The following is an 18,564-nucleotide window of genomic DNA, read 5'->3' as shown; positions in this document are numbered from 1 at the left end:
CAGGGTAAGGACAGGATCATGGGACCCACCGCCGCCCGCACCGGCGCCACCGCGCGCCTGACGCGGCGCTCGCTTCTGCTGGCGGGCTGTGGGGGCCTGGGGGCCGCCGCGCTGGGCCTGCCGCCCGCGCGGGTCACGGCGGCTCCGCCCCTGCCTGTCCAGTCTGCGGGTCCTCCGCCGGAACCGCTGGAGGTGGAGCTGGTGGCCCGCCGCCGCTCCGCTCGGATCCTGCCCGAACCCGCCGGGCCGACCCCGGTCGTCACCTACGGCGACGACTTCCCCGGCCCGGTGATCCGCCTCAAGAAGGGCCAGCGGCTCAGGGCGATGCTCGTCAACGAGCTGGACGCGCACACCTCCATCCACTGGCACGGCATCCGCCTGCCCAACGCAGAGGACGGCGTTCCCTTCCTGACGCAGGCGCCGGTGAAGCCGGGCGAGCGCCATCTGTACGACTTCACGCCCCCCGATTCCGGTTCCTTCTTCTTCCACACCCACTGCAACACGGTGGAGATGCTGGGGCGCGGCCTCGCCGGCATCCTGATCGTGGAGGAAGAGGGCGGCCCCGCCTTCGACGCAGACCTCGTCTGCGCCGTGAAGGACTGGCAGCTCAACAAGGATGGAAGCTTCGGGACGATCATCACCGACCGGGGCGCCGGCCGCGCCGGCACCTTCGGCAACACGGCGACGGTCAACGGGCGGATCGGGCCGGTGTTCGACGTGCCCGCCAACGGCGACGTCCGCGCCCGCCTCTACAACATCGACAACACCCGCATCCTCGACCTGCGCGTGGAGGGAGCCGACGCCTGGATCATCGCGGTGGACGGCAACCCGCTGCCGCCCCGGCCGCTCGACGGCTGGCTGATGGGGCCGGCGATGCGGCTCGACGTCGTCTTCCGCGCGCCAAAGACGGCCGGCGGGACGGTGCGGCTGGTCAACGTCTACGCGCCCGAGCCCCGGCCGCTCGCCAGCTTCCGCGCGGTGGGGGAGCCCCTGCGCAAGCCCGCCTTCGAGCCTGCCCCCCTGCCCGCCGCCGCGATCCCCGAACCCGAACTGGACGGGGCCGCTGCGATGCGGGTGGACTTCTCCGCCACGGCGGTGGCGCAGGTCTTCGACCCAGCCATATCCGGCGACCTTCCGCTCGCGGATTCCCTCTGCCTGTCCGACAAGACCTTCTGGGCGGTCAACCAGCGCAGCTGGCCGGAGGACGGCCACCAGCGCCTGCCGCCACCCATCGCGACGCTGGAGCGCGGCCGGAGCTACGTCTTCGAGCTGGCGAACCTTACGCCGCACCTCCACCCGATCCACATCCACGGCCACACCTTCCTGGTGCTGGATTCCGACAAGCGCGAGCTGCCCCGCCATCACGCCGACACCGTCCTGCTGGAGCCGAGGGAGCGCATGCGCGTCGCCATCCGGGCCGACAATCCCGGCGACTGGATGTTCCACTGCCACATCATCGAGCACCAGGAGACCGGGATGATGGGCTATCTGCGCGTCGCCTAGGAACGGCCCCGCCATGCGGCCATCCCTCCTGCCGGCCGTCGCGGCCCTCACCCTCCTGACGGGCGCCGCCGCCGCCGGAAGCCTCGACGACCGCATCGGCCGGGCGATGTTCGAGCGGCTGTGGGTCACCGCCCCGGCCTCCACCCAGGCGACCGACGGGCTGGGACCGCTCTACACGGCGCGCTCCTGCGCGACCTGCCACCCCGCCTCCGGCGGGCTGCCCGGCGGCCGGGGACGCCCTCCCACGCCAGGCGATGCGGAGGATCGCGGCGTCGGCTTCGTGCTGCGGCTGAACGAAGACCCGGTCTACGGGCGCCAGTTCCACACGCTCGCGACACCCGGCATCCCCGCCGAGGGGCGCGTCACGGTCGCGTGGAAGGACGAAAAGGTCGCCTATCCCGACGGCAGCAGCGCCGTCCTGTCCCGCCCGGACTACGGCACGGCCGACCTCGGCTACGGCGCCCTGGCCGGCGGCACGTCCCTGTCCGCCAGGTTGGCGCCGGCCGTCCGTGGCCTCGGCCTTCTGGAGAGGGTGGCCGAGGCCGACATACTGGCGCTGGAGGACCCGGACGACCGGGACGGCGACGGCGTGTCCGGCCGGGCCAACCGCGTCGGCGGCGCCGTCGGGCGCTTCGGCTGGAAGGCCGCCCACCCCACCCTGACCCGCCAGAACGCCGAGGCCTTCAGCCTCGACATCGGACTGTCCACCCCGCTTTTCCCCGACCATTGGGGCGACTGCACCCCGGCGCAGGTGGCCTGCCGCGAGGCCAAGCACGGCGACTCGCCCCAGTTCGAGGGGGTGGAGATCCCCACCACCATCCTGGCGCTGCTGGACGGGTTCCTGCGCCGGCTGCCACCGGCGGGCGGCGACGCCCCGGACGACCCGGAAGGCGCGGTCCTCTTCGCCGCGACGGGCTGCGCCGCCTGCCACCGGCCGTCCTTCCCGGCCGGCGGAGAGGCCGTCGCCGCCTTCACCGACCTGCTGCTGCACGACATGGGCGACGGCCTCGCCGACGCCGTTCCGGCGGCAGAGGCAAGCGGCCGCGAATGGCGGACAGCCCCGCTCTGGGCCCTTGCGGCCGGCCGGGCTGCGGACGCAACAGGCACGAACGGCAACCTCGCCCTGCTCCATGACGGCCGGGCGCGCAGCGTGGAGGAAGCCATCCTCTGGCACGGCGGCGAGGCCGATGGCGCGCGCGGGCGCTTCATGGAGCTTCCGCTTTCCGACCGGCAGCGACTTGTCCGATATGTTCTGTCCCGCTGACGTGAGTGCGGGCCTGGAGATGAAAGTGGTTTCGATGCGACGCAGAACGATGCTCCCGCTCCTCTCGGCGGCGGTCCTGGGCCTCCTTCTTCCCAGCGGCCCGGCGCTCGCCGAGCGGAGCGAGGCGGGGGACAAGGCCTTCCTCGACGGGCTGGTCCGCACCCATGTGCAGCCCCGCGTGAGCGCCCTGGCGAGCGCCGGGGCCGAGCTTGCGGCGCGGTTCGAGCGCTTCTGCGCGGCACCCGACGCGGCTGGGCTGGACTCCGTCCGTGGGGGCTATGACGCGGCGATGGACGGCTGGGCGGGCGCGCAGCACCTGCGGCCCGGGCCGATCCTGCTGGAGGGCCGCTCCGACCGGCTGGCCTTCTGGCCGGAGCGGCGCGGGATCGTGGGCCGGCAGCTCGGCCAGTTCCTCTCCGCGAAGGATCCGAAGGCGCTGGAGCCAGGTGCCCTCGCCAAGCAGAGCGCGGCCGTCCAGGGTCTCACCGCCATCGAGATCCTGCTCCACGACAAGTCCCCGACGCCGGAGTCCTTCACCGGCGATGAGGCCGGGCGGTACCGCTGCGCGCTCGGCACGTCCATCGCCCGCAACTTTGCAGCACTGACGGCGGAGGTCCGCGACGGCTGGGCCGAACTCGGCCCGAAGCTCGCGGCCGGAGAGGCGACGGCGGTCGGCGCCGACGCGCGGGAGTCCGCGAACAACCTCTACCGTTCCGTCCTGACCATGATCCAGGTCGTGGTGGACCAGAAGCTGCTGGCCCCGCTCGGCCAGTCGCTGGAGGACGCGAAGCCGGCGCTGGCCGAATCGCCGCGCGCCGGCCGCGGGCTCCGCAACATCGCCCTGAACCTCGCGGCCATGCGCGGCTTCCTGGCCGGGGAGAATGGCGGACCCGGCATGCTGACCCTCCTGCCCGCGACGGCGGAAGGGACCAGGGCGGCCTCGGTGACGCTGGCCGCCTTCGACGAAGCACAGGCCGCAGCGGCGGCGGTGCCCATGCCGCTCGGCCCGGCGGCGGCGGATCCGCAGGCCCGCCCCTCCGCCGAGGCGCTGCTGCGCGCGGCCAAGAAGGCCCAATCCCACATCAACCAGACCCTTCCGCCCTTGCTCGGCATCACGCTGGGCTTCAACGAACTGGACGGCGACTGATGACCTTGCCGGATGATCCCCTGCAGATTGGCCCCCTGAGGATCGGCCCCCTGAAGATTGGACGGCGCCGGCTGCTCGCCGGTTTCGGCGGCGGGCTGCTAGCAAGCATGGCCGTTCCGGTGCTGGCGCGGGCCGGCGCGGAACCGCTGCTGCTCAGCGCCTACGGGACGGGCGGCAGCGCGGGCGGCGAGGCCAACTACGGCGTCGCCGGGCTGAACCGGGCGGGCGAGCTGGTCTTCGCAACGCCCCTGCCCGGCCGCGCCCACGCCGTCGTCCCGAACCCGTCCCGCGCGGAGGCCGTGGTCTTCGCGCGGCGGCCGGGGCGCTGGTTCGTTCCCGTCTCGCTCGAGGGCGGCGGCGCCGGCCCGGCTGTCGCCGTGCCGAAGGACCGGCGCTTCACCGGCCATGGCGCCTTCACCGCCGACGGCCGCATTCTCTACGTCGCGGAGGACGACGTGCCGAACGAGACCGGCGCGGTCGCGATTTACGATGTGACGGACGGCTATCGGCGCGTCGGCATCCTGCCGACCCACGGCACCGGCCCGCACGAGTTGATCGCGCTCGACGGCGGACGGGTGCTCGCCGTGGCGAACGGCGGCGTCATCACCCACCCCGACACAGGGCGCGCCAAACTGAACCTGGACCGGGTGGACGCCTCGCTCACCTATGTGGAGACCGCGACCGGGCGCCTGCTCGAACAGGTGCGCCTGCCCTTGGGGCATGACAACCTGGGCATCCGCCATCTTGCCCCTTTGCCGGACGGCGGCGTCGCCTTCGGCGTGCAGGACGAACGGCCGAACGGCGAGCTTCAGCCCCTGGTCTGGACCCACCGCCCCGGCGGCGCCCCGGTGCCGCTCGCCATGCCGGAGGAGGATCTGGCCCGCTTCGACGGCTATGTCGGCAGCGTCGCGGCCGGCGGCGGCACCATCGCGGCCAGCTCGCCGCGCGGCGGGCTCATCGGCCTGTGGAACGCCGCTGATGGCGCATGGCTCGGCTCCGTCCCCCTGCCCGACGGCTGCGGCATCGCCCCGCTCGACGGCGGTTACCTCATGTCCAACGGCTTCGGCGTGGTCGCCACCCTTGCGCCGCAAGGACCGACCGAAGGTCCAGCGCACGTGGTGGCAGGTTTCCGCTGGGACAACCACATGACGGCGGTGGGTGGGTGAGGGTTTGCGGTAGCGAAGTACGCCAACGAAACTTGGATCACATCAAAAGGGCTGCACAATTTCGTAGCAGTATTTTTTGGAAAAACATGCCCCTAACCGTCACCCCCGCGAAAGCGGGGGTCCAGAACTCTTCCACAGCGTCCGTTCTGCGAACTTCTGGATCCCCGCTTTCGCGGGGATGACGGCGTCTCATTTACTTTTTTATGCTTCAGGACCCCATCGGAACATCTCGGCCGGCCTCAATCATCGCAGCCACCCAGCTTCTAACGGCGTCCGAACCGTTTTGAAGCGCCTCCTCGGCGGTTTCCCCATCCGACATGCACCCCGGAAAATCCGGAAATTCGATCAGGTAGCCGCCACCGTCTTCCGCACTCAGCGGACGCAAGATGAAGGCATGGTCCGGCACGTTCATCGCAAGCAACTCCCCTACCCCTTGCGGGAGACCTGCTCCAGCACCTGCTTCAGCTCGTCGGGGTGGATTGGCTTGTGGAGAAAGGCGCAGCCGCGGTTGCGGCCTTCGATCAGGGTTTCCTGGGCCGTCTCGCCGCTCAGCACGACGGCGGGTATGTCGCGCTTGTAGAGGCGCCGCACCCGGTCGATGACGTCGAAGCCCGACACGTTCCCGGTCAGGCGCAGGTCGGTCAGGATCGCGTCCGGGGGCTCGTCCAGACCGTCCAGTGCCGCGAACACCTCGCGCATGCTGGTCACCGCCACGACCTTGCAGCCCCAGCCCTGCAGGATCAGCTCCAGCCCGGACAGCACCATCGCATCATCGTCCACGGCGAGAACGGTGAGGTCCGCCACCGCCGAATCCGCCTCGGGCGAGGACTCCCGCGCGTCCCGCGCCGGCTTCTCCGCCGGCTCGGCCTCGATCCGCTCGACCGTCACCGCGAAGACGGATCCCCGGCCGACCTCTGACCGGATGTCCACCGGGGCGTTCAACAGCTCGGACAGCCGCCGCACGATGGCGAGGCCCAGGCCGAGGCCGCGCGTCGGATCGCGGCTGGGGTTGGAGAGCTGGTGGAACTCGTCGAAGATCGCCTGCTGCTGCTCGTCCGGAATGCCGAAGCCGGTGTCCCACACCTCGACGCGCCAGCGGTTGCCGCGCCGGCGCATGGACAGCATCAGCCCGCCGCGTTGCGTGTAGCGGATCGCGTTGGTCATCAGGTTGCGCACGATCCGCCCGAGCAGGACCGGGTCGCTGGTCGTGAAGCCCGGCTGGAGATGCACGCGCAGCTCCAGACCCTTTTCCTTCACCTGGGGGCGGAATTCCTCGACCAGCTGGCCCAGCATTTCGTCCAGAGCGAAGGTCCGTATCTCCGCCTTCACCGTGCCGGCGTCGAGCGTGGAAATGTCCAGCAGCGCGTTGAGGAGCTGCTCGCCCGCCGTCATGGCGTTGCCGAGCATCTCCGCCGTGCGGCGGGGCTTCTCCTCCTTGATCTGCGCGTTCAACGCATCAAGGAACAGCCGCATCGCCTGGAAGGGCTGGCGCAGGTCGTGGCTGGCCGCGGCCAGGAAGCGCGAGCGCGCGGCGGTGGTGCGGTCGATTTCCGCGCGCATGGCCTTCGCCATGCGGCCGGTGACGTCGTCCGTCGCCGCCATGGCGAGCGCGCCGACCACCCGCCCGCGTTCGACCAGCGGGACGGCGCGCATGGGCAGCGGCTCGGTCTGGCCGGGCAGGGATTCGACGGCCAGCGGGACGCCTTCGGACAGGCCGGCTCCACCCGGCGCGAACAGCGGGCGGAGCGCCGCGGCGACCGAGGGCCAAGCATCCTGGAGATAGGCATGGGCCGGCCCCGACCCGCTCAGCGGCCTGTGGCCGAGAAGGGCCGCCAGCGCGGCGTTGCCGTGGACCAGGGCGTCGTCGTCCGGCAGCCCCGTCACCAGCAGGGCTGGCACGGCGCACAGGTCGCAGATCCGGCGCGCGTTCCCGATGCAGTCGGATTCCTCCCGCACGGGGCTGACTGCCTGTTCGTCGTGCGGTCGAAACGTCACCCGTAAGTCCCTTGGATCGTGGATGGCAAGTGTATCGGACATCGTGGGCAAGAACCAGTGCTAGCCATGATTTAATCGGGTGCCGGAATTCGCGCAGCCCGGAAATTGGTGAGGCGGCTCCGGACCCAATCCATTGGGAACATACCGAACGATGTAGAACCACTATGAGGGTGCCGGACCGCGCGACAGCCTCAGGAATTGGTCCTCGACGAAGTATTTCCGCCTCAGCAGCGCCATCAACCGGATTTTCAGCACTTCCATCGCTTGGGCCTTGCCCACGAAATCGTCCGCCCCCGCCGTCAGGCTCGCCATCAGCTTGTCCTCGCTGTCCTGGCTGGTGAGGATGACGATCTGGAAGAACAGCCCGCGCCGGCGGCGGAAACGGTCGAACCGCTCGCAGAGCTGCGTCCCGCTGGTGCCCGGCATGACGAGGTCGAGGATGACGCAGTCGAGCCCGCCGTCGTCCAGCGCGGCCACCGCCTCCTCCGCGTTGCGGGCGGCGGTGACGTTGCAGCCCTCCTCCTCCAACTCGGCGCGCAGATACTCGCGGTAGGTGGCGCTGTCGTCCACGATCAGGATGCGCGCGCGCCGGAAGATGTCGGCCGCACTCGGCGGCCCGTTCCGCTGGGCCAGTATGGCCGTCGCCTCGCGCACCACGGCGTGCGGGTCGGCCAGATCAATGGCGGGCGCGTCCCCGTCCCGGCGCCCGGCCCCGACCTGGGACCCGCTTAGCAGGATGACCGGCGCCGGGCAGCGCCGGCGCAGCTCCGCGATCTCCTCGGGCCCGGCAAGGCCGCTCTCGACCAGCAGCAGGTCGGCCGACCGCAGGGACAGATCCGCCACCGCGCCGTCGATCCGCTCCACGCAGACGGCCTCGATCCCCTGCTCTTCCAGCAGGAGCTTCAGAAGCAGGCCCTGGGTCTGCGACGAGACGGCGATCAATGCCCTGGGGCCGGTCATGGCTGCTCCATTCCCATAGAAACCAATTCCAGCAGGCGGGGCGCGATGCTGTCCAGTGGCAATTCCTCCAGCGCCGCGCCGAGCCGCACGGCGGTGCCGGGCATGCTGTGGATCACCGCCGTCGAGGCGTGCTCGGCGATGGTGTAGGCGCCGGCCTGCCGCATCTCCAGCAGGCCGCGCGCCCCGTCCTCCCCCATGCCGGTCAGCAGCACGCCGATGGATGAGGGGCCATAGCCGCGCGCCATGGAGGAGAACAGCACCTCCCCGGCCGGCTTCTGGCCGCAGACCAGCTCCCCCTCGACCAGCCGGATCCCGCCCGTGTCCACCGTCATGTGGCGGTCGCCCGGGGCGACATAGACCCGGCCGCGGCGCGGCTGTTCGCGCGGCTGGCCGAGCCCGACCGGAAAGGGGCAGACGGACTCCAGCCAGGAGGCGAAGCCCGCCACGAAGGGGGCGCCGATGTGCTGGACGATGAAGATCGGCAGGGGGAAGTCCTTCGGCAGCCCGTTCAGCACCTTCACCAACGCCGCCGGCCCGCCGGTTGAGGCGACCAGTGCCAGGGCCTGGTAGCTGCGCGCGGAGGGCGGCGGCCCTACCGGGCGGACGGCTGCCCCCGGCTCCGGCGCCACGGCGGGCCGGAAATCCGCGATCGCCCGCGCGGCGTCGCGGAGGGGCGGGCCGCCGAGGCGCTGGCCGGCGCGCTGGGTGATCACCTTGACCTGGCTCATGCTGTAGAGCTGCGTGCGCAGATGCCCGGCAACGGTCTCGTAATCCGCGCGCGCCATGCTGCCCGGCTTCGCCACCACCGCCAGCGCGCCGGCCTGCAGGGCGCGCATGGGGATGTCCAGGTCGTTCACGTCCGCGGCGACCACCACGATGGGCGTCGGCCGCTGCCGCATGATCCGGGTGGTCACCTCGAACCCGTCGATGCCCGGCAGCCGGATGTCGAGCGACACGACGTCGGGTTTCACCCGGTCGATCAGCCGCAGCGCCTGCTCGCCGGAGGAGGCGACCGCCGCGATCTCCAGCCGGGGATCGCCCAGGATGATGTGGGTCAGCAGTTGCTGCACCACGGGCGAGTCCTCGACCACAAGGACCCTGACCTTCGCCTGGCTCATATCAGCCGCCTTATGCCGGCCAGCAGTTCGTTCTGATCGAACCGGGTCTTCACGATGTAGGCATCGGCGCCCAGCCGCAGCCCGCGCTCCTTGTCCTCGTCGCTGGCGCGCGAGGTGACCAGTATGACCGGCAGGTCGGCGGTCCTGGGGGTGGACTTCACCGCCTGGAGCAGCGCGAAGCCGTCCATGCGCGGCATCTCCACGTCGCTGATGACGAGCTCCACGTCGATCCCCTCCAGCAGCCGCTCCAGCGCCTCGCGCCCGTCCACGCATTGGGTGACGCGGTACCCGTGCGCCTCCAGGATGCTCTTCTCCAGCGTCCGGGTGGTGATCGAATCATCCACGACCAGGATATGGGGACGCGCGGCCGGCGCCGCCTCGGCCGGGCGCACGAAACGCGGCATCTCCGCCCCGGCGGCCGGGAACAGCCCGGCCACGTTCAGCACGATGGCGGGCGAACCGTCGGCCAGCAGGACCGTGCCGAGGAAGCGCGCGGCGTCGATTCCGCTTTCCTCCGCCGACGCCACCACCGTGTCGGCGGTGTGCAGGAACTCGTCGAGGATCACCGCCATCCGCCGTTCCCCCGCCCGCACGAGGGCGAGCAGAAGCCGCTGCCCCTCCTTCGGGACCGCGGGCGCCTCCATGCCGAGCAGGGCCGCGAGCGGGGCCAGCGGCACGTCCTCCCCGTCGATCCGGACCATCGGCACGGCGGAGCCGGTCAGCAGCGCCCCGGCGTCGGTCCGCACCAGCCGCGCCACGTCCGCCGATGGCAGCGCCAGCACGCTGTCCTGGACGCGGACGAAGACCAGCCTCTGGCTGAGCAGGCTGAGCGGCACCTCGATGGTGACGGCGGTCCCGCCGCCCGCGCGTTCCGTGATGGTCAGCGTTCCCTGGAGGGCCTTCACCTCGCGCCGGGCGATGGCCATGCCCATGCCCCGGCCGGAGATCTCCGTGGTGGACTCCGCCGTGGAGAAGCCCGGCTCGAACAGCAGTTCGGCCAGCCGTTCGGCCGGCCCGTCGGACAGCGCCGCCGTCGCCTCCTCCTCGGACAGGAAGCCGTGCTCCACCGCCCGGCGGGCGATCGCCTCGAGGTTGAGGCCGCGGCCGTCGTCTTCCACGCGGATCCGCAGCCGGCTGCCGACCGTCTCCGCCTCCACCCGCACGCTCGCGGCCGGGCGCTTGCCCGCTGCCTCCCGCTCGCGCGGGGTCTCGATGCCATGACCGACCGTGTTGCGCGCGATGTGCAGGATCGGATCCTTCAGCCGTTGCAGCACGGCGCGGTCGGCCTTGACCTCCATGCCGCGCAGATCGACCTCGACCTCCTTGCCCTGGGACCGGCTCAGTTCCCGGATCATGCGGCCGAGCCCGCGGAAGGTGCTTTCCGCCGGCACCATGCGCAGATGGCTCACATCCTCCTGAAGCCCGCCGCCCCAGCGCCGCAGGGACCAGAGCAGCCGGTCGTGCGAGCGGTGGACCCCGTCCAGCCCGCCGCCGAGCCCCCGCAGCCGCCGTTCGAATCCGGCGAGCATCGCCTCCATGCCGTCCTTGTCGGCCGTTTCCTTTGCTCCGGCCTTGTCCATGCGGGCGCGAATGTCCCGCCAAGACCGGTCCAGCGCCCGCCATTCCCCGCGAAGCTGGCGCAGTTGCGCCGCCAGCCCGGCCTGCGCCTCCACCTCCGGCAGAAGCGCGGCGGTGGCGGTGAAGAGCCGTTCCAGCCCCTCGCTGCCCACCCTCACCAGCGACGGCGTGTCGGCGTCGGCCGCCCGCCGCTCCGGTGCGGCGCCCCCAGCCCGCGCCGCGGTCTCCACCACCGCCGCGGGCGCGGTCTCGGCGGGGCGCGGCGCCGCGCGCGCGCCGGCCAGCCGGTCCAGATCGGCCAGCAGATCGGCGAGCGCCACCTCCTCCCCGCCCCGCGTCGCCCAGGCGACCACGTCCTCGATGGCGTCCAGCGACCGCCGCACGACCGAGACGGTCCCGGCGTCCAGCGGGACGGTCCCCGCCTGAACGGCTAGGAAGACCTCCTCCAGCCGATGGGAGATCGCCTCGACGTCGGGCAGGTCCACGGCGCGCGCGGCGCCCTTCAGGCTGTGGGCGCGCCGGTGGACGTCGATCAGGTCCGGCGGCTCGCCGGTCGACTCGGTCAGCCGCAGGGCCTCCCGGATCGAGGCGAGATGGTCCTGGTGTTCGATCTCGAAGGCGGCGAGCAGCCGTTGCCGGATGTCGGTCACACGCGGTAGTTCCGTACAGCCTCGACCAGCCCCTGGCCGAGGTCGTTGAGGTTGGTGGCCGCACCCTCGAGCTGCCGGGTGCCCGCGGCGGTCTGGCTGCTGGCGGCGCGGATGTTCTGGAGCGCCTGGATGACCTGCTCCAGCCCGATCTGCTGCTGGTTGGTGCCGGCGACGATCTGCTGGAAGGCGATGACGCTTTCCTGGATGTTCTCCGCCATGTCGCGGATGGTGCCCTGGGCCGCGTCGGTCTGGCGCTTTCCGGCGGTCACGCGCTTGACCGCCTCCTCGGTCAGCATGACCGAGCTGTTGATGCCGTGCTGGATCTCGCTGAGGTTGGAGCGGACCTGGACCGTGGCCTCCTTGGACTGGTCGGCCAGGCTCTTGATCTCGGCCGCAACGATGGCGAAGGTCCGGCCGTGCTCGCCGGCGGCGGCCGCCTCGATGGCGGCGTTGAGCGCCAGCAGGTGGCAGCGCTCGGCGATGTCGTTGACCGTCACGATGATCTCGCCGATGGCCTGGGTGCGCTCGGACAGGATCACGATGTTCTCCGCCACGGCTTCCGCCTGCTCGCGGATCGCGTCCATGGCCGTGTTGGTGTCCTCCACCGCCTTCAGCCCGGTGCCGCTGGTGGCGGACGCCGTCTGCGCGCTCTTGGCCACGTCCTGGGCGCGGCGGCTGATCTGCGCGCCGGACTCCGTGATCTCGCTCAAGGTCGCCGTCGTCTCCTCCACGGCGGCGAGCTGCTGCGACACGCTGGCCGCCTGCTGCTGGGTGGAGGCGCGGATCTGCGCGGTGGCCGCGTGGACGCTCTCCGCGGTCGCCCGCGTGGTCTGCGCCATCGACCGCAGCTTCCCGGTCATATCGTTCAGGTCGCGGCCGAGCGCGGCCAGCTCGTCGTCCCCCGGCACGGTCACGGTCTGGGTCAGGTCGCCCTGCCCGACCCGCGCGACGTAGCCGATGGCGGTTCCCAGCCGCCCGGTGATGGAGCGGCCGATGATGTAGGCGATCAGGACGGCGGCGGCGACCACGACCAGAAGGGCGATGACCGACGACCGGACCGCTTCGTTGTAGATCTCCGTCACGTCCTGCCGGCCGGTGTCGCTCAGCCGCGCGACGGTCGCGTGAAGCTGATTGCGCCGGTCCTGCATGGGCCGCCGCGCCTGTTCCAGCCGGTCGCGCTGCTCCTCGATCCGGTCGAGCTGGCCGCGCTCCACGAAGTCGATGAGTGCCGCGTCCTGCTGGAGCGAGGCGCGGAGCGCCCGGTCAAATTCGAAGGTGATGTTCAGCAGCTCCGTCCAATAGGCGCGGCGGCGCTCCGTCACGCCCTGGGTCGAGCGGTCCTGCAGCCGTGCCTCCATGGCCTCGACCGTCGCGATCAGGGCGCGCGCATGTTCGTCGTGCCGCTGCCGGAGATTGCCCGTGTCGGGCACCTGCCCCTGCGTGCCGGCGAGCGCCGCGGCGGCGATGGCCGTCTCGCGCAGGCTGCGCAGCTCCGACTGCCGGTTGCCGATCTCGCGGATCTGTTCCGAAACCTCCAGGTCGTAGGTCGCCATGGCGGTCATGATGCGCACGGCTTCGGAGAAGCGCGACATCTGGAAAATGGCGAGCAGCGCGGTGAGCACGCACAGCGCACCGAAGCTGAGCATCAGCTTGTGCGCGACCTTGAACCTCATACGTCCCCCGTGCCCTTGCGGGCATCCTGTAGAGCATCGATGATGGCCGCCACGTCGAGGATCGCGACGCGCTCCTCGGTGATGGCCCGAACATAGGGTCCGGCTTCCGAACGGCTGCCGAACCGGGTGAGATCGATCTCGGCCACGGCCTCGACCGACTGGAGGCGCAGCGCCACGGGCCGCGCCATGCCGCGCAGGACGATGGCAAAACCGCCCTCCTGCGGTTCCGAAGGCTTGGCGCCCTGCCCGCAGAGCCGGTCCACGTCATAGAGCCGCATCACGCGTCCGCCGACGGCGATCAGCCCGGCAAGCTGCGGCGGCGCGCCCGGCACCCGCGCCACGCGCGGCAGGGGCAGGATGCTGCCGAGCCGCGTCAGCTCCAGCCCGTAGCGGCGGCTGCCCTGCCCGCGCGCGATCAGCACCGCCGCGCGCGGGCTCTCCTCCTCGGCTGAGGCCGCCGCGTCGGCAAGCTCCCGCTCCCGCCGCAGCAGGAGGTCGTCGGTCCAGGGGCCCTCGCCGGAAAAGGCACTTTCCAGCGCGGCGCGGGAACGGTCCAGCCGCTCGCGCACCACCCGCCAGTCGATGCCGCCCGTCCGGGTCGTCGGGACCTGCGGTTCGGTCATGCGGTCCGGCATCAGCCCTCCTCACCCGAAAGCCACAGCTCGATCATGCTGCGCAGTTCCGTCACGGTCAGGCCACCGCCCTCCGCCACAAGCGCGTCGCCGTCCATGCCGTTGACGCTGTCCAACGCGTTGCGGAAATGGCGCTGCGCCGCCGTCAGCTTGCCGCGCCGCCAATAGGCGAGCGCCAGCTGGTAATCGGCCAGCGCGAAGCCGGGGTCGAGGTAGAGCGCCCTCCGGAAGGCCGCGACCGCGTCTCCGACCCCCAGCTCCTCCTCCAGCAGGCCGAGCTGGAAGTGGAGCGCCGGGTTCAGCCGGTCACCCTCGATCCTGGCAAGGCAGGCCTCCAGCGCCGAGGCGCGGTCGAGGCTGTCCGGCAGGTCCGCCCCTGGGGGCGGGGTCTTCGCCGCCGGGGCAGCCTCGGCGCGGGACTCCTCGGATCGCGGTTCCTCGCGTCGCGGCACCCGCCGCGCTTCCGGGGTCGGACGGGGCCGGGCGGGGGGCGGCAGCGTTGGGAGTTCGTCCGGCACGGCGGCCGGCGGGGGCGCCGGCTGCGCGGCCGGTTCGGGCTTGCGGTAGAGCGTTGCGCCGGGCACAGGCACCGGCGTGTAGAGCGGCGTCATCTGCTGGCCGGTTTCCGCATGGCCGACGACCAGCCAGCCGCCGTTCACCAGCGTGTCGTGCAGCCCCTGCAGAAGCCGGACGCGCGCCGCCTCGTCGAAATAGATCATGACGTTGCGGCACAGCACGATGTCGAGCGCCCCCAGCCCGCGCGTGTAGCTCGGCAGCGGCCCTTCAACCAGGTTGAACTGGAAGAAGCTGGTCCAGGTCCGGTATTGCGGCTTCACGACCCACTGGTCCTTCTCCCGGTCGAAGCAGGCCGACAGCGTCTCGGGCGACAGGCCGCGCATGGCCCAGTCGCCATAGGCCGCGCGCTTGGCGTGCTCGATGAAGGCGCCGTTGATGTCGGTCCCGACGATGCTGACCTGCCACCCCTCCAGCTCCGCCGCGAAATGCTGCTTCAGCAGGATCTCCAGCGTGTAGGCCTCCGGCCCGATGGAACAGCCCGCACTCCAGATACGCAGGGTCCGGCTGGCCTGGTTGCGGCGCAGGCATTCCGGGATCGCCACGGCGCGCAAGGCCTCGAACTGCTCCGCATAGCGGAAGAAGAAGGTCTCCCCCACCGCCAGTTCGTTGATCAGCGCCTGAAATTCCGGCCCGGCCGGCCCGTCCTTCAGCAGGACGGCCAGATAGTCGGACAGGCCGGTGAAGTTCCTCTTGTCCTGGCGGCGGGCGATGCGTTCGGCGAAGGCGGCGTCCTTGTCCATGTAATAGGCAAGGCCCGTCGCCCCGATCACCACCGACTTCAGCCTCTGGAAGGCGGGATCGCGCAGGACGTCGTCGATCAGGCTCATGGGACGGCCTGCGTCCCGGCCACGCCACCCGCTTCCACGGGGGCCTGCCCGGCATCGAAGGCCGACCAGCGCGCCAGCCGCTCGGCCTCGACCGCCCGCAACCCGTCGAGCAGCCGCACCTCCGTCTCGGTCAGCAGCCGGCCGGCGGCCAGCAGCGTGGCCGTCCGCCCCCCCCCGGCGGGCAGGCTGCCGACCGCGCAGCCGTTGAAGGACAGGGCCGGGTCCGCCGGCAGGATGGCGTCGTCCCTCACCTCGGCGATGTCCTGGACGCGCTCGGCCAGGAGGGCCACCGGCCGGTCACGGCCCTTCAGCAGGATCAGCGGCGTGTAGACATGGTCGGCGCCGCGCGGCAGACCGAGCAGCCCGTCCAGGCGCAGCACCGGCACGACCTCTCCCCGGTAGCGGAACAGGCCCTCGACAAGGCCGGGAGCGGCGGGAACGCGTTGCAGGCGCGGGAGAGGCACGAAGGCGCGCACCGCGTCCGCGGGCAGGGCCAGAAGCTGGCCCGCCACGGAGAAGACGGCATAGCGTGTCGCCGGTGCGGAAGACGCTGCGACCATTCGGAAAAAGGCACCTTGTATTTCGGCGGGAGAATCAGCGGCAAAAATGCCGCAACCACACCGGGATGGAAATACCCCTAACGTCCCCGGCGCATCATCATATAACCTTCCGCCTAGAGCGCCCGAAGTCTTGTGCCGTTTCCTTTCCAGCGCTCCGGCCAATATTGCAGAGGTTGATCTGTCCGCCCGCGGCCTCTGCCGGAGATGTTTCCATGCCCCGCTTCGCGCGATCCCTGCTCGCCGTCCTTTGCCTCGCCACCACGGCGGGTCCGGCCCTGGCCGACGATGGTGCCTGGGCGGCGCTGCGGGAGCCGGGAACGGCGGCGCTGATGCGGCACGCGACGGCACCGGGCGTCGGCGATCCGCCGGGCTTCCGGCTGGAGGACTGCGCGACCCAGCGGAACCTGAACGAGGCCGGACGGGCGGAGGCGCGGGCCACCGGCGCCGCTCTGCGCGAACGCGGTGTCCAGGTGGACCGGGTTCTGACCAGCCGCTGGTGCCGTGCCCTCCACACGGCCGAGGAAATGAACGTCGCCCCGGTCGCACCGGAACCCGTCCTGGATTCCTTCTTCGGAAACTGGGAGGACGGCAAGGCCCAGACCGAATCCCTGCGCAGCCTCCTGGCCGAGCGGGCGGGTTCGGAAAAGCTCGTGCTGGTCACCCACCAGGTGAACATCACGGCACTGACCGGCGTCCATCCCGCCTCGGGCGAGATCGTGGTCATCGCCATGGGCGCCGACGGAAAGCCCGCCATCCGCGGACGGATCGCGCCCGGGCGCTGACAGCGCCATCGGCCGGGACGCCGGCCGTTGCGCCGAATCGCTACCCCCTTCTTTCTCACGAGGCCGGGGCAAGGTCTGGAACCTTGGGCGTGGCTGTCGCGTCTTGCTGTCACGGAAGACCGGACGGCAAGCGGGAGAAAGCCACCGTGGACAGCGGACAAAGACGCGCATGGCCGTTCGACCGGGCCAAGATCGGCGTCTCGCTTCTGAGCATCCTGACGCTCATCGCCGTCATCTGGCTTCTTCAGGTCACCTCCTCCATCTTCATCCCGATGACGGCCGCCTTCTTCGTGGCGGTCGGGGTCGCCCCGGTCAGCCGCTGGGTGCAGGACCGCGTTCCGGCGCGCGTCGGGTGGCTCGGCTACGCGGCGGCGATGCTGGTCATCCTGGCACTGATCGCGGCCTTCGTCGGCAGCCTCTGGTTCGTGGCGCAGAGCGTCGCGGCGCAGTTCCCCCAATACGCCGACGAGTTCCAGAAGCTGCTGGCCGACGCGCAGGCCTGGGTGAACGGCACAAAGCAGGACATCCTCGGCGACGCGGCCGGCGCGCAGGGCGCGCAGCCGGCCGCCGGCGCCGATCCGGTCACGAGCGTGGCGCTGGCCGTGCTCGACTCGCTGCGCCACACCGCGCTGACGCTGGCGCTGATCGTCTTCCTCGCCCTGCTGATGCTGGTCGAGGCACCGGTGTGGCGCGAGAAGGTCGCCAACACGCTGGGCCGAGACTCGGTGGCGGAGGCGATGGACGCGGTCACCGCCATCGCTCAGAAATTCCGCCAGTACCTCGTGGTCAGCAGCCTGCTGGGCATCCTGACGGGCGTGCTCTACGTCCTCTGGCTCTGGCCCTTCGGGCTGGACTTCATCTTCCTGTGGGGCTTCCTCGCCTTCCTGCTGAACTACATCCCGCTCGCGGGATCGCTGATCGCCGGCGCCCTGCCGGTGATGATGGCCGTGCTCCAGAAGGATCCCGGTACCGCCCTGATCGTGGCCGGCGGCATCCTGGTGATCGAACAGGTCATGGGCAACCTCGTCGCACCCTGGGTTCAGGGCAAGCAGCTCTCCATCTCGCCCCTGGTGATCATGTTCCAGCTCATGCTGTGGAGCTGGCTATGGGGGGTGGCGGGCGCGCTGCTGGCCGCCCCCATGGCGGTGATGATCGCCATCGCCATGACCCACATCGACGGCCTGCGTCCCTTCGCCGTCTATTTCAGCGACAAGAGCGACGTAAAGGACTTCGAGGAGAGCACCCGCGCGGAATGATTCCGCGCCCTCCCTGTCTCAACCTCTTGTGACATCAGACCATCAAGGGCATTGTCTGTCGCAATCGGGCAATTTCCGTCGCAAATCGGCCTGAACGGGAGAGTGGGAGGAACATGGACTCGGAATCCATCCGCAACGCGTACCGCCGCTACGCGCGTCTGTACGACAAGGTGTTCGGCACGATCATGGCCCCCGGGCGCCACGCCGCCGTCGAACGGATCAACAGGCGCGGCGGGCTACGCGTGCTGGAGGTCGGGGTCGGCACCGGCCTGTCCCTGCCGGACTACCGCAAGGACATCCGCGTCGTCGGCATCGACCTGTCGACCGACATGCTGCGCATCGCGCAGAAGCGCGTCCGCGACGAACGGCTCGACAATGTGGAGGGGCTGCTGGAGATGGATGCCGGCAAGCTCGCCTTCGAGGATGGCAGCTTCGATCTCGTCGTCGCCATGTACGTGATGACCGTGGTGCCCGATCCGCAGGGCACGATGGCGGAGTTGCAGCGGGTCTGCAAACCCGGCGGCGACATCCTGATCGTCAACCATTTCGCCGAGACCCGGCCCGGCATCCGCCGCACGGTCGAACGCCAGCTGGCGCCGCTCTCCAAGACGCTCGGCTGGCGCCCGGATTTCACGCTCGATTCGCTGCTGGCGGGATCGGAGGTCGAGGTCGCGGCGCTGGAGCAGGTACCGCCCTTCGGGCTGTTCAGCGTCCTGAACTGCCGCAACACCGCACCCGCGCGCCAGGCGGCGCAGTAAGCGGGTCCATCGGGATAGGGGGCGATCCTGGTGGACCGCACCCCTCCCACACCACCCGGCATGCGGGTCCGCACCGGGCGGTTCGAAGGATTGAGGTCATGCGAGCCTGGGCAGCCCGA

At 70.9% G+C, this 18,564-nt stretch carries 16 protein-coding genes; 7 read left to right on the top strand and 9 right to left on the bottom strand.

All coding sequences use genetic code 11. The features are described from left to right. The first annotated feature begins 18 nt into the window (after nucleotides 1-18). From JUB11_RS12440 to JUB11_RS12425, 4 genes are read left to right on the top strand one after another with little or no spacing between them, the layout of a single operon-like run. A complete protein-coding gene (locus JUB11_RS12440; RefSeq protein WP_207458866.1) occupies nucleotides 19-1,503 on the top strand; it encodes a multicopper oxidase family protein in 1,485 nt (494 codons plus the stop codon). Nucleotides 1,504-1,516: 13 nt separating this feature from the next. After that, complete coding sequence (locus JUB11_RS12435) at nucleotides 1,517-2,767, top strand: di-heme oxidoredictase family protein (RefSeq protein WP_207458865.1); 1,251 nt, start codon at nucleotides 1,517-1,519, stop codon at nucleotides 2,765-2,767. 34 nt (nucleotides 2,768-2,801) lie between these two features. Next, complete coding sequence (locus JUB11_RS12430) at nucleotides 2,802-3,914, top strand: imelysin family protein (protein WP_247887012.1); 1,113 nt, start codon at nucleotides 2,802-2,804, stop codon at nucleotides 3,912-3,914. Then, the gene (locus JUB11_RS12425; RefSeq protein WP_207458864.1) at nucleotides 3,914-5,080 is read left to right on the top strand and encodes a DUF1513 domain-containing protein; all 1,167 of its coding nucleotides are present in this window, start codon (nucleotides 3,914-3,916) and stop codon (nucleotides 5,078-5,080) included. The genes JUB11_RS12430 and JUB11_RS12425 overlap by 1 nt, the downstream gene beginning before the upstream one ends. A gap of 208 nt (nucleotides 5,081-5,288) precedes the next feature. Here the strand turns inward: JUB11_RS12425 and JUB11_RS12420 are convergent, their stop codons facing one another. From JUB11_RS12420 to JUB11_RS12380, 9 genes are all read right to left on the bottom strand, one after another. Continuing rightward, the gene (locus JUB11_RS12420; RefSeq protein ID WP_207458863.1) at nucleotides 5,289-5,492 is read right to left on the bottom strand and encodes a type II toxin-antitoxin system HicB family antitoxin; all 204 of its coding nucleotides are present in this window, start codon (nucleotides 5,490-5,492) and stop codon (nucleotides 5,289-5,291) included. A 14-nt stretch (nucleotides 5,493-5,506) separates the two neighbouring features. Further along, entirely contained in the window at nucleotides 5,507-7,075 is a 1,569-nt protein-coding gene (locus tag JUB11_RS32730; RefSeq protein ID WP_348771419.1) for a hybrid sensor histidine kinase/response regulator, read from the bottom strand. A gap of 162 nt (nucleotides 7,076-7,237) precedes the next feature. Then, on the bottom strand, nucleotides 7,238-8,035 hold the full coding sequence (locus JUB11_RS12410; protein WP_207458861.1) for a response regulator: 798 nt from the start codon (nucleotides 8,033-8,035) through the stop codon (nucleotides 7,238-7,240). Continuing rightward, nucleotides 8,032-9,153, bottom strand: coding sequence for a chemotaxis protein CheB (locus JUB11_RS12405; protein ID WP_207458860.1), 1,122 nt, complete (start codon nucleotides 9,151-9,153; stop codon nucleotides 8,032-8,034). Before JUB11_RS12405 ends, JUB11_RS12410 begins: the two co-directional genes overlap by 4 nt. Beyond that, a complete protein-coding gene (locus tag JUB11_RS12400; RefSeq protein WP_207458859.1) occupies nucleotides 9,150-11,381 on the bottom strand; it encodes a response regulator in 2,232 nt (743 codons plus the stop codon). Before JUB11_RS12400 ends, JUB11_RS12405 begins: the two co-directional genes overlap by 4 nt. Then, a complete protein-coding gene (locus tag JUB11_RS12395; RefSeq protein WP_207458858.1) occupies nucleotides 11,378-13,054 on the bottom strand; it encodes a methyl-accepting chemotaxis protein in 1,677 nt (558 codons plus the stop codon). The genes JUB11_RS12400 and JUB11_RS12395 overlap by 4 nt, the downstream gene beginning before the upstream one ends. Further along, a complete protein-coding gene (locus JUB11_RS12390; protein WP_247887011.1) occupies nucleotides 13,051-13,689 on the bottom strand; it encodes a chemotaxis protein CheW in 639 nt (212 codons plus the stop codon). The genes JUB11_RS12395 and JUB11_RS12390 overlap by 4 nt, the downstream gene beginning before the upstream one ends. Beyond that, nucleotides 13,689-15,089, bottom strand: a complete 1,401-nt coding sequence (locus tag JUB11_RS12385; RefSeq protein WP_207458857.1) for a CheR family methyltransferase — start codon at nucleotides 15,087-15,089, stop codon at nucleotides 13,689-13,691. The genes JUB11_RS12390 and JUB11_RS12385 overlap by 1 nt, the downstream gene beginning before the upstream one ends. Next, a complete protein-coding gene (locus tag JUB11_RS12380; protein WP_207458856.1) occupies nucleotides 15,086-15,649 on the bottom strand; it encodes a chemotaxis protein CheW in 564 nt (187 codons plus the stop codon). Before JUB11_RS12380 ends, JUB11_RS12385 begins: the two co-directional genes overlap by 4 nt. Nucleotides 15,650-15,861: 212 nt before the next feature. On the opposite strand from JUB11_RS12380, the gene JUB11_RS12375 reads away from it, so the two are divergent. The 3 genes from JUB11_RS12375 (at nucleotide 15,862) to JUB11_RS12365 (ending at nucleotide 18,445) form a co-directional block, all read left to right on the top strand. Beyond that, the gene (locus tag JUB11_RS12375) at nucleotides 15,862-16,431 is read left to right on the top strand and encodes a histidine phosphatase family protein (protein ID WP_207458855.1); all 570 of its coding nucleotides are present in this window, start codon (nucleotides 15,862-15,864) and stop codon (nucleotides 16,429-16,431) included. A 146-nt stretch (nucleotides 16,432-16,577) separates the two neighbouring features. Next, nucleotides 16,578-17,687, top strand: coding sequence for an AI-2E family transporter (locus tag JUB11_RS12370; protein WP_207458854.1), 1,110 nt, complete (start codon nucleotides 16,578-16,580; stop codon nucleotides 17,685-17,687). A 113-nt stretch (nucleotides 17,688-17,800) separates the two neighbouring features. Next, nucleotides 17,801-18,445, top strand: coding sequence for a methyltransferase domain-containing protein (locus JUB11_RS12365; protein WP_207458853.1), 645 nt, complete (start codon nucleotides 17,801-17,803; stop codon nucleotides 18,443-18,445). The last annotated feature ends 119 nt before the right edge of the window (nucleotides 18,446-18,564 follow it).

It is taken from the genome of Azospirillum sp. SYSU D00513 (assembly GCF_017356015.1).
Lineage (GTDB): Bacteria > Pseudomonadota > Alphaproteobacteria > Azospirillales > Azospirillaceae > Azospirillum.
This window is presented reverse-complemented; position numbering and strand designations above follow the sequence as displayed.

Bases quoted from the DNA above. Each gene is read 5' to 3' on its own strand.
- JUB11_RS12440 (WP_207458866.1), top strand. From the start codon at position 19: ATGGGACCCACCGCCGCCCGCACCGGCGCCACCGCGCGCCTGACGCGG.
- JUB11_RS12435 (WP_207458865.1), top strand. From the start codon at position 1,517: ATGCGGCCATCCCTCCTGCCGGCCGTCGCGGCCCTCACCCTCCTGACG.
- JUB11_RS12430 (WP_247887012.1), top strand. From the start codon at position 2,802: ATGCGACGCAGAACGATGCTCCCGCTCCTCTCGGCGGCGGTCCTGGGC.
- JUB11_RS12425 (WP_207458864.1), top strand. From the start codon at position 3,914: ATGACCTTGCCGGATGATCCCCTGCAGATTGGCCCCCTGAGGATCGGC.
- JUB11_RS12420 (WP_207458863.1), bottom strand. From the start codon at position 5,492: ATGAACGTGCCGGACCATGCCTTCATCTTGCGTCCGCTGAGTGCGGAA.
- JUB11_RS12410 (WP_207458861.1), bottom strand. From the start codon at position 8,035: ATGACCGGCCCCAGGGCATTGATCGCCGTCTCGTCGCAGACCCAGGGC.
- JUB11_RS12405 (WP_207458860.1), bottom strand. From the start codon at position 9,153: ATGAGCCAGGCGAAGGTCAGGGTCCTTGTGGTCGAGGACTCGCCCGTG.
- JUB11_RS12395 (WP_207458858.1), bottom strand. From the start codon at position 13,054: ATGAGGTTCAAGGTCGCGCACAAGCTGATGCTCAGCTTCGGTGCGCTG.
- JUB11_RS12390 (WP_247887011.1), bottom strand. From the start codon at position 13,689: ATGCCGGACCGCATGACCGAACCGCAGGTCCCGACGACCCGGACGGGC.
- JUB11_RS12385 (WP_207458857.1), bottom strand. From the start codon at position 15,089: ATGAGCCTGATCGACGACGTCCTGCGCGATCCCGCCTTCCAGAGGCTG.
- JUB11_RS12380 (WP_207458856.1), bottom strand. From the start codon at position 15,649: ATGGTCGCAGCGTCTTCCGCACCGGCGACACGCTATGCCGTCTTCTCC.
- JUB11_RS12375 (WP_207458855.1), top strand. From the start codon at position 15,862: ATGCCCCGCTTCGCGCGATCCCTGCTCGCCGTCCTTTGCCTCGCCACC.
- JUB11_RS12365 (WP_207458853.1), top strand. From the start codon at position 17,801: ATGGACTCGGAATCCATCCGCAACGCGTACCGCCGCTACGCGCGTCTG.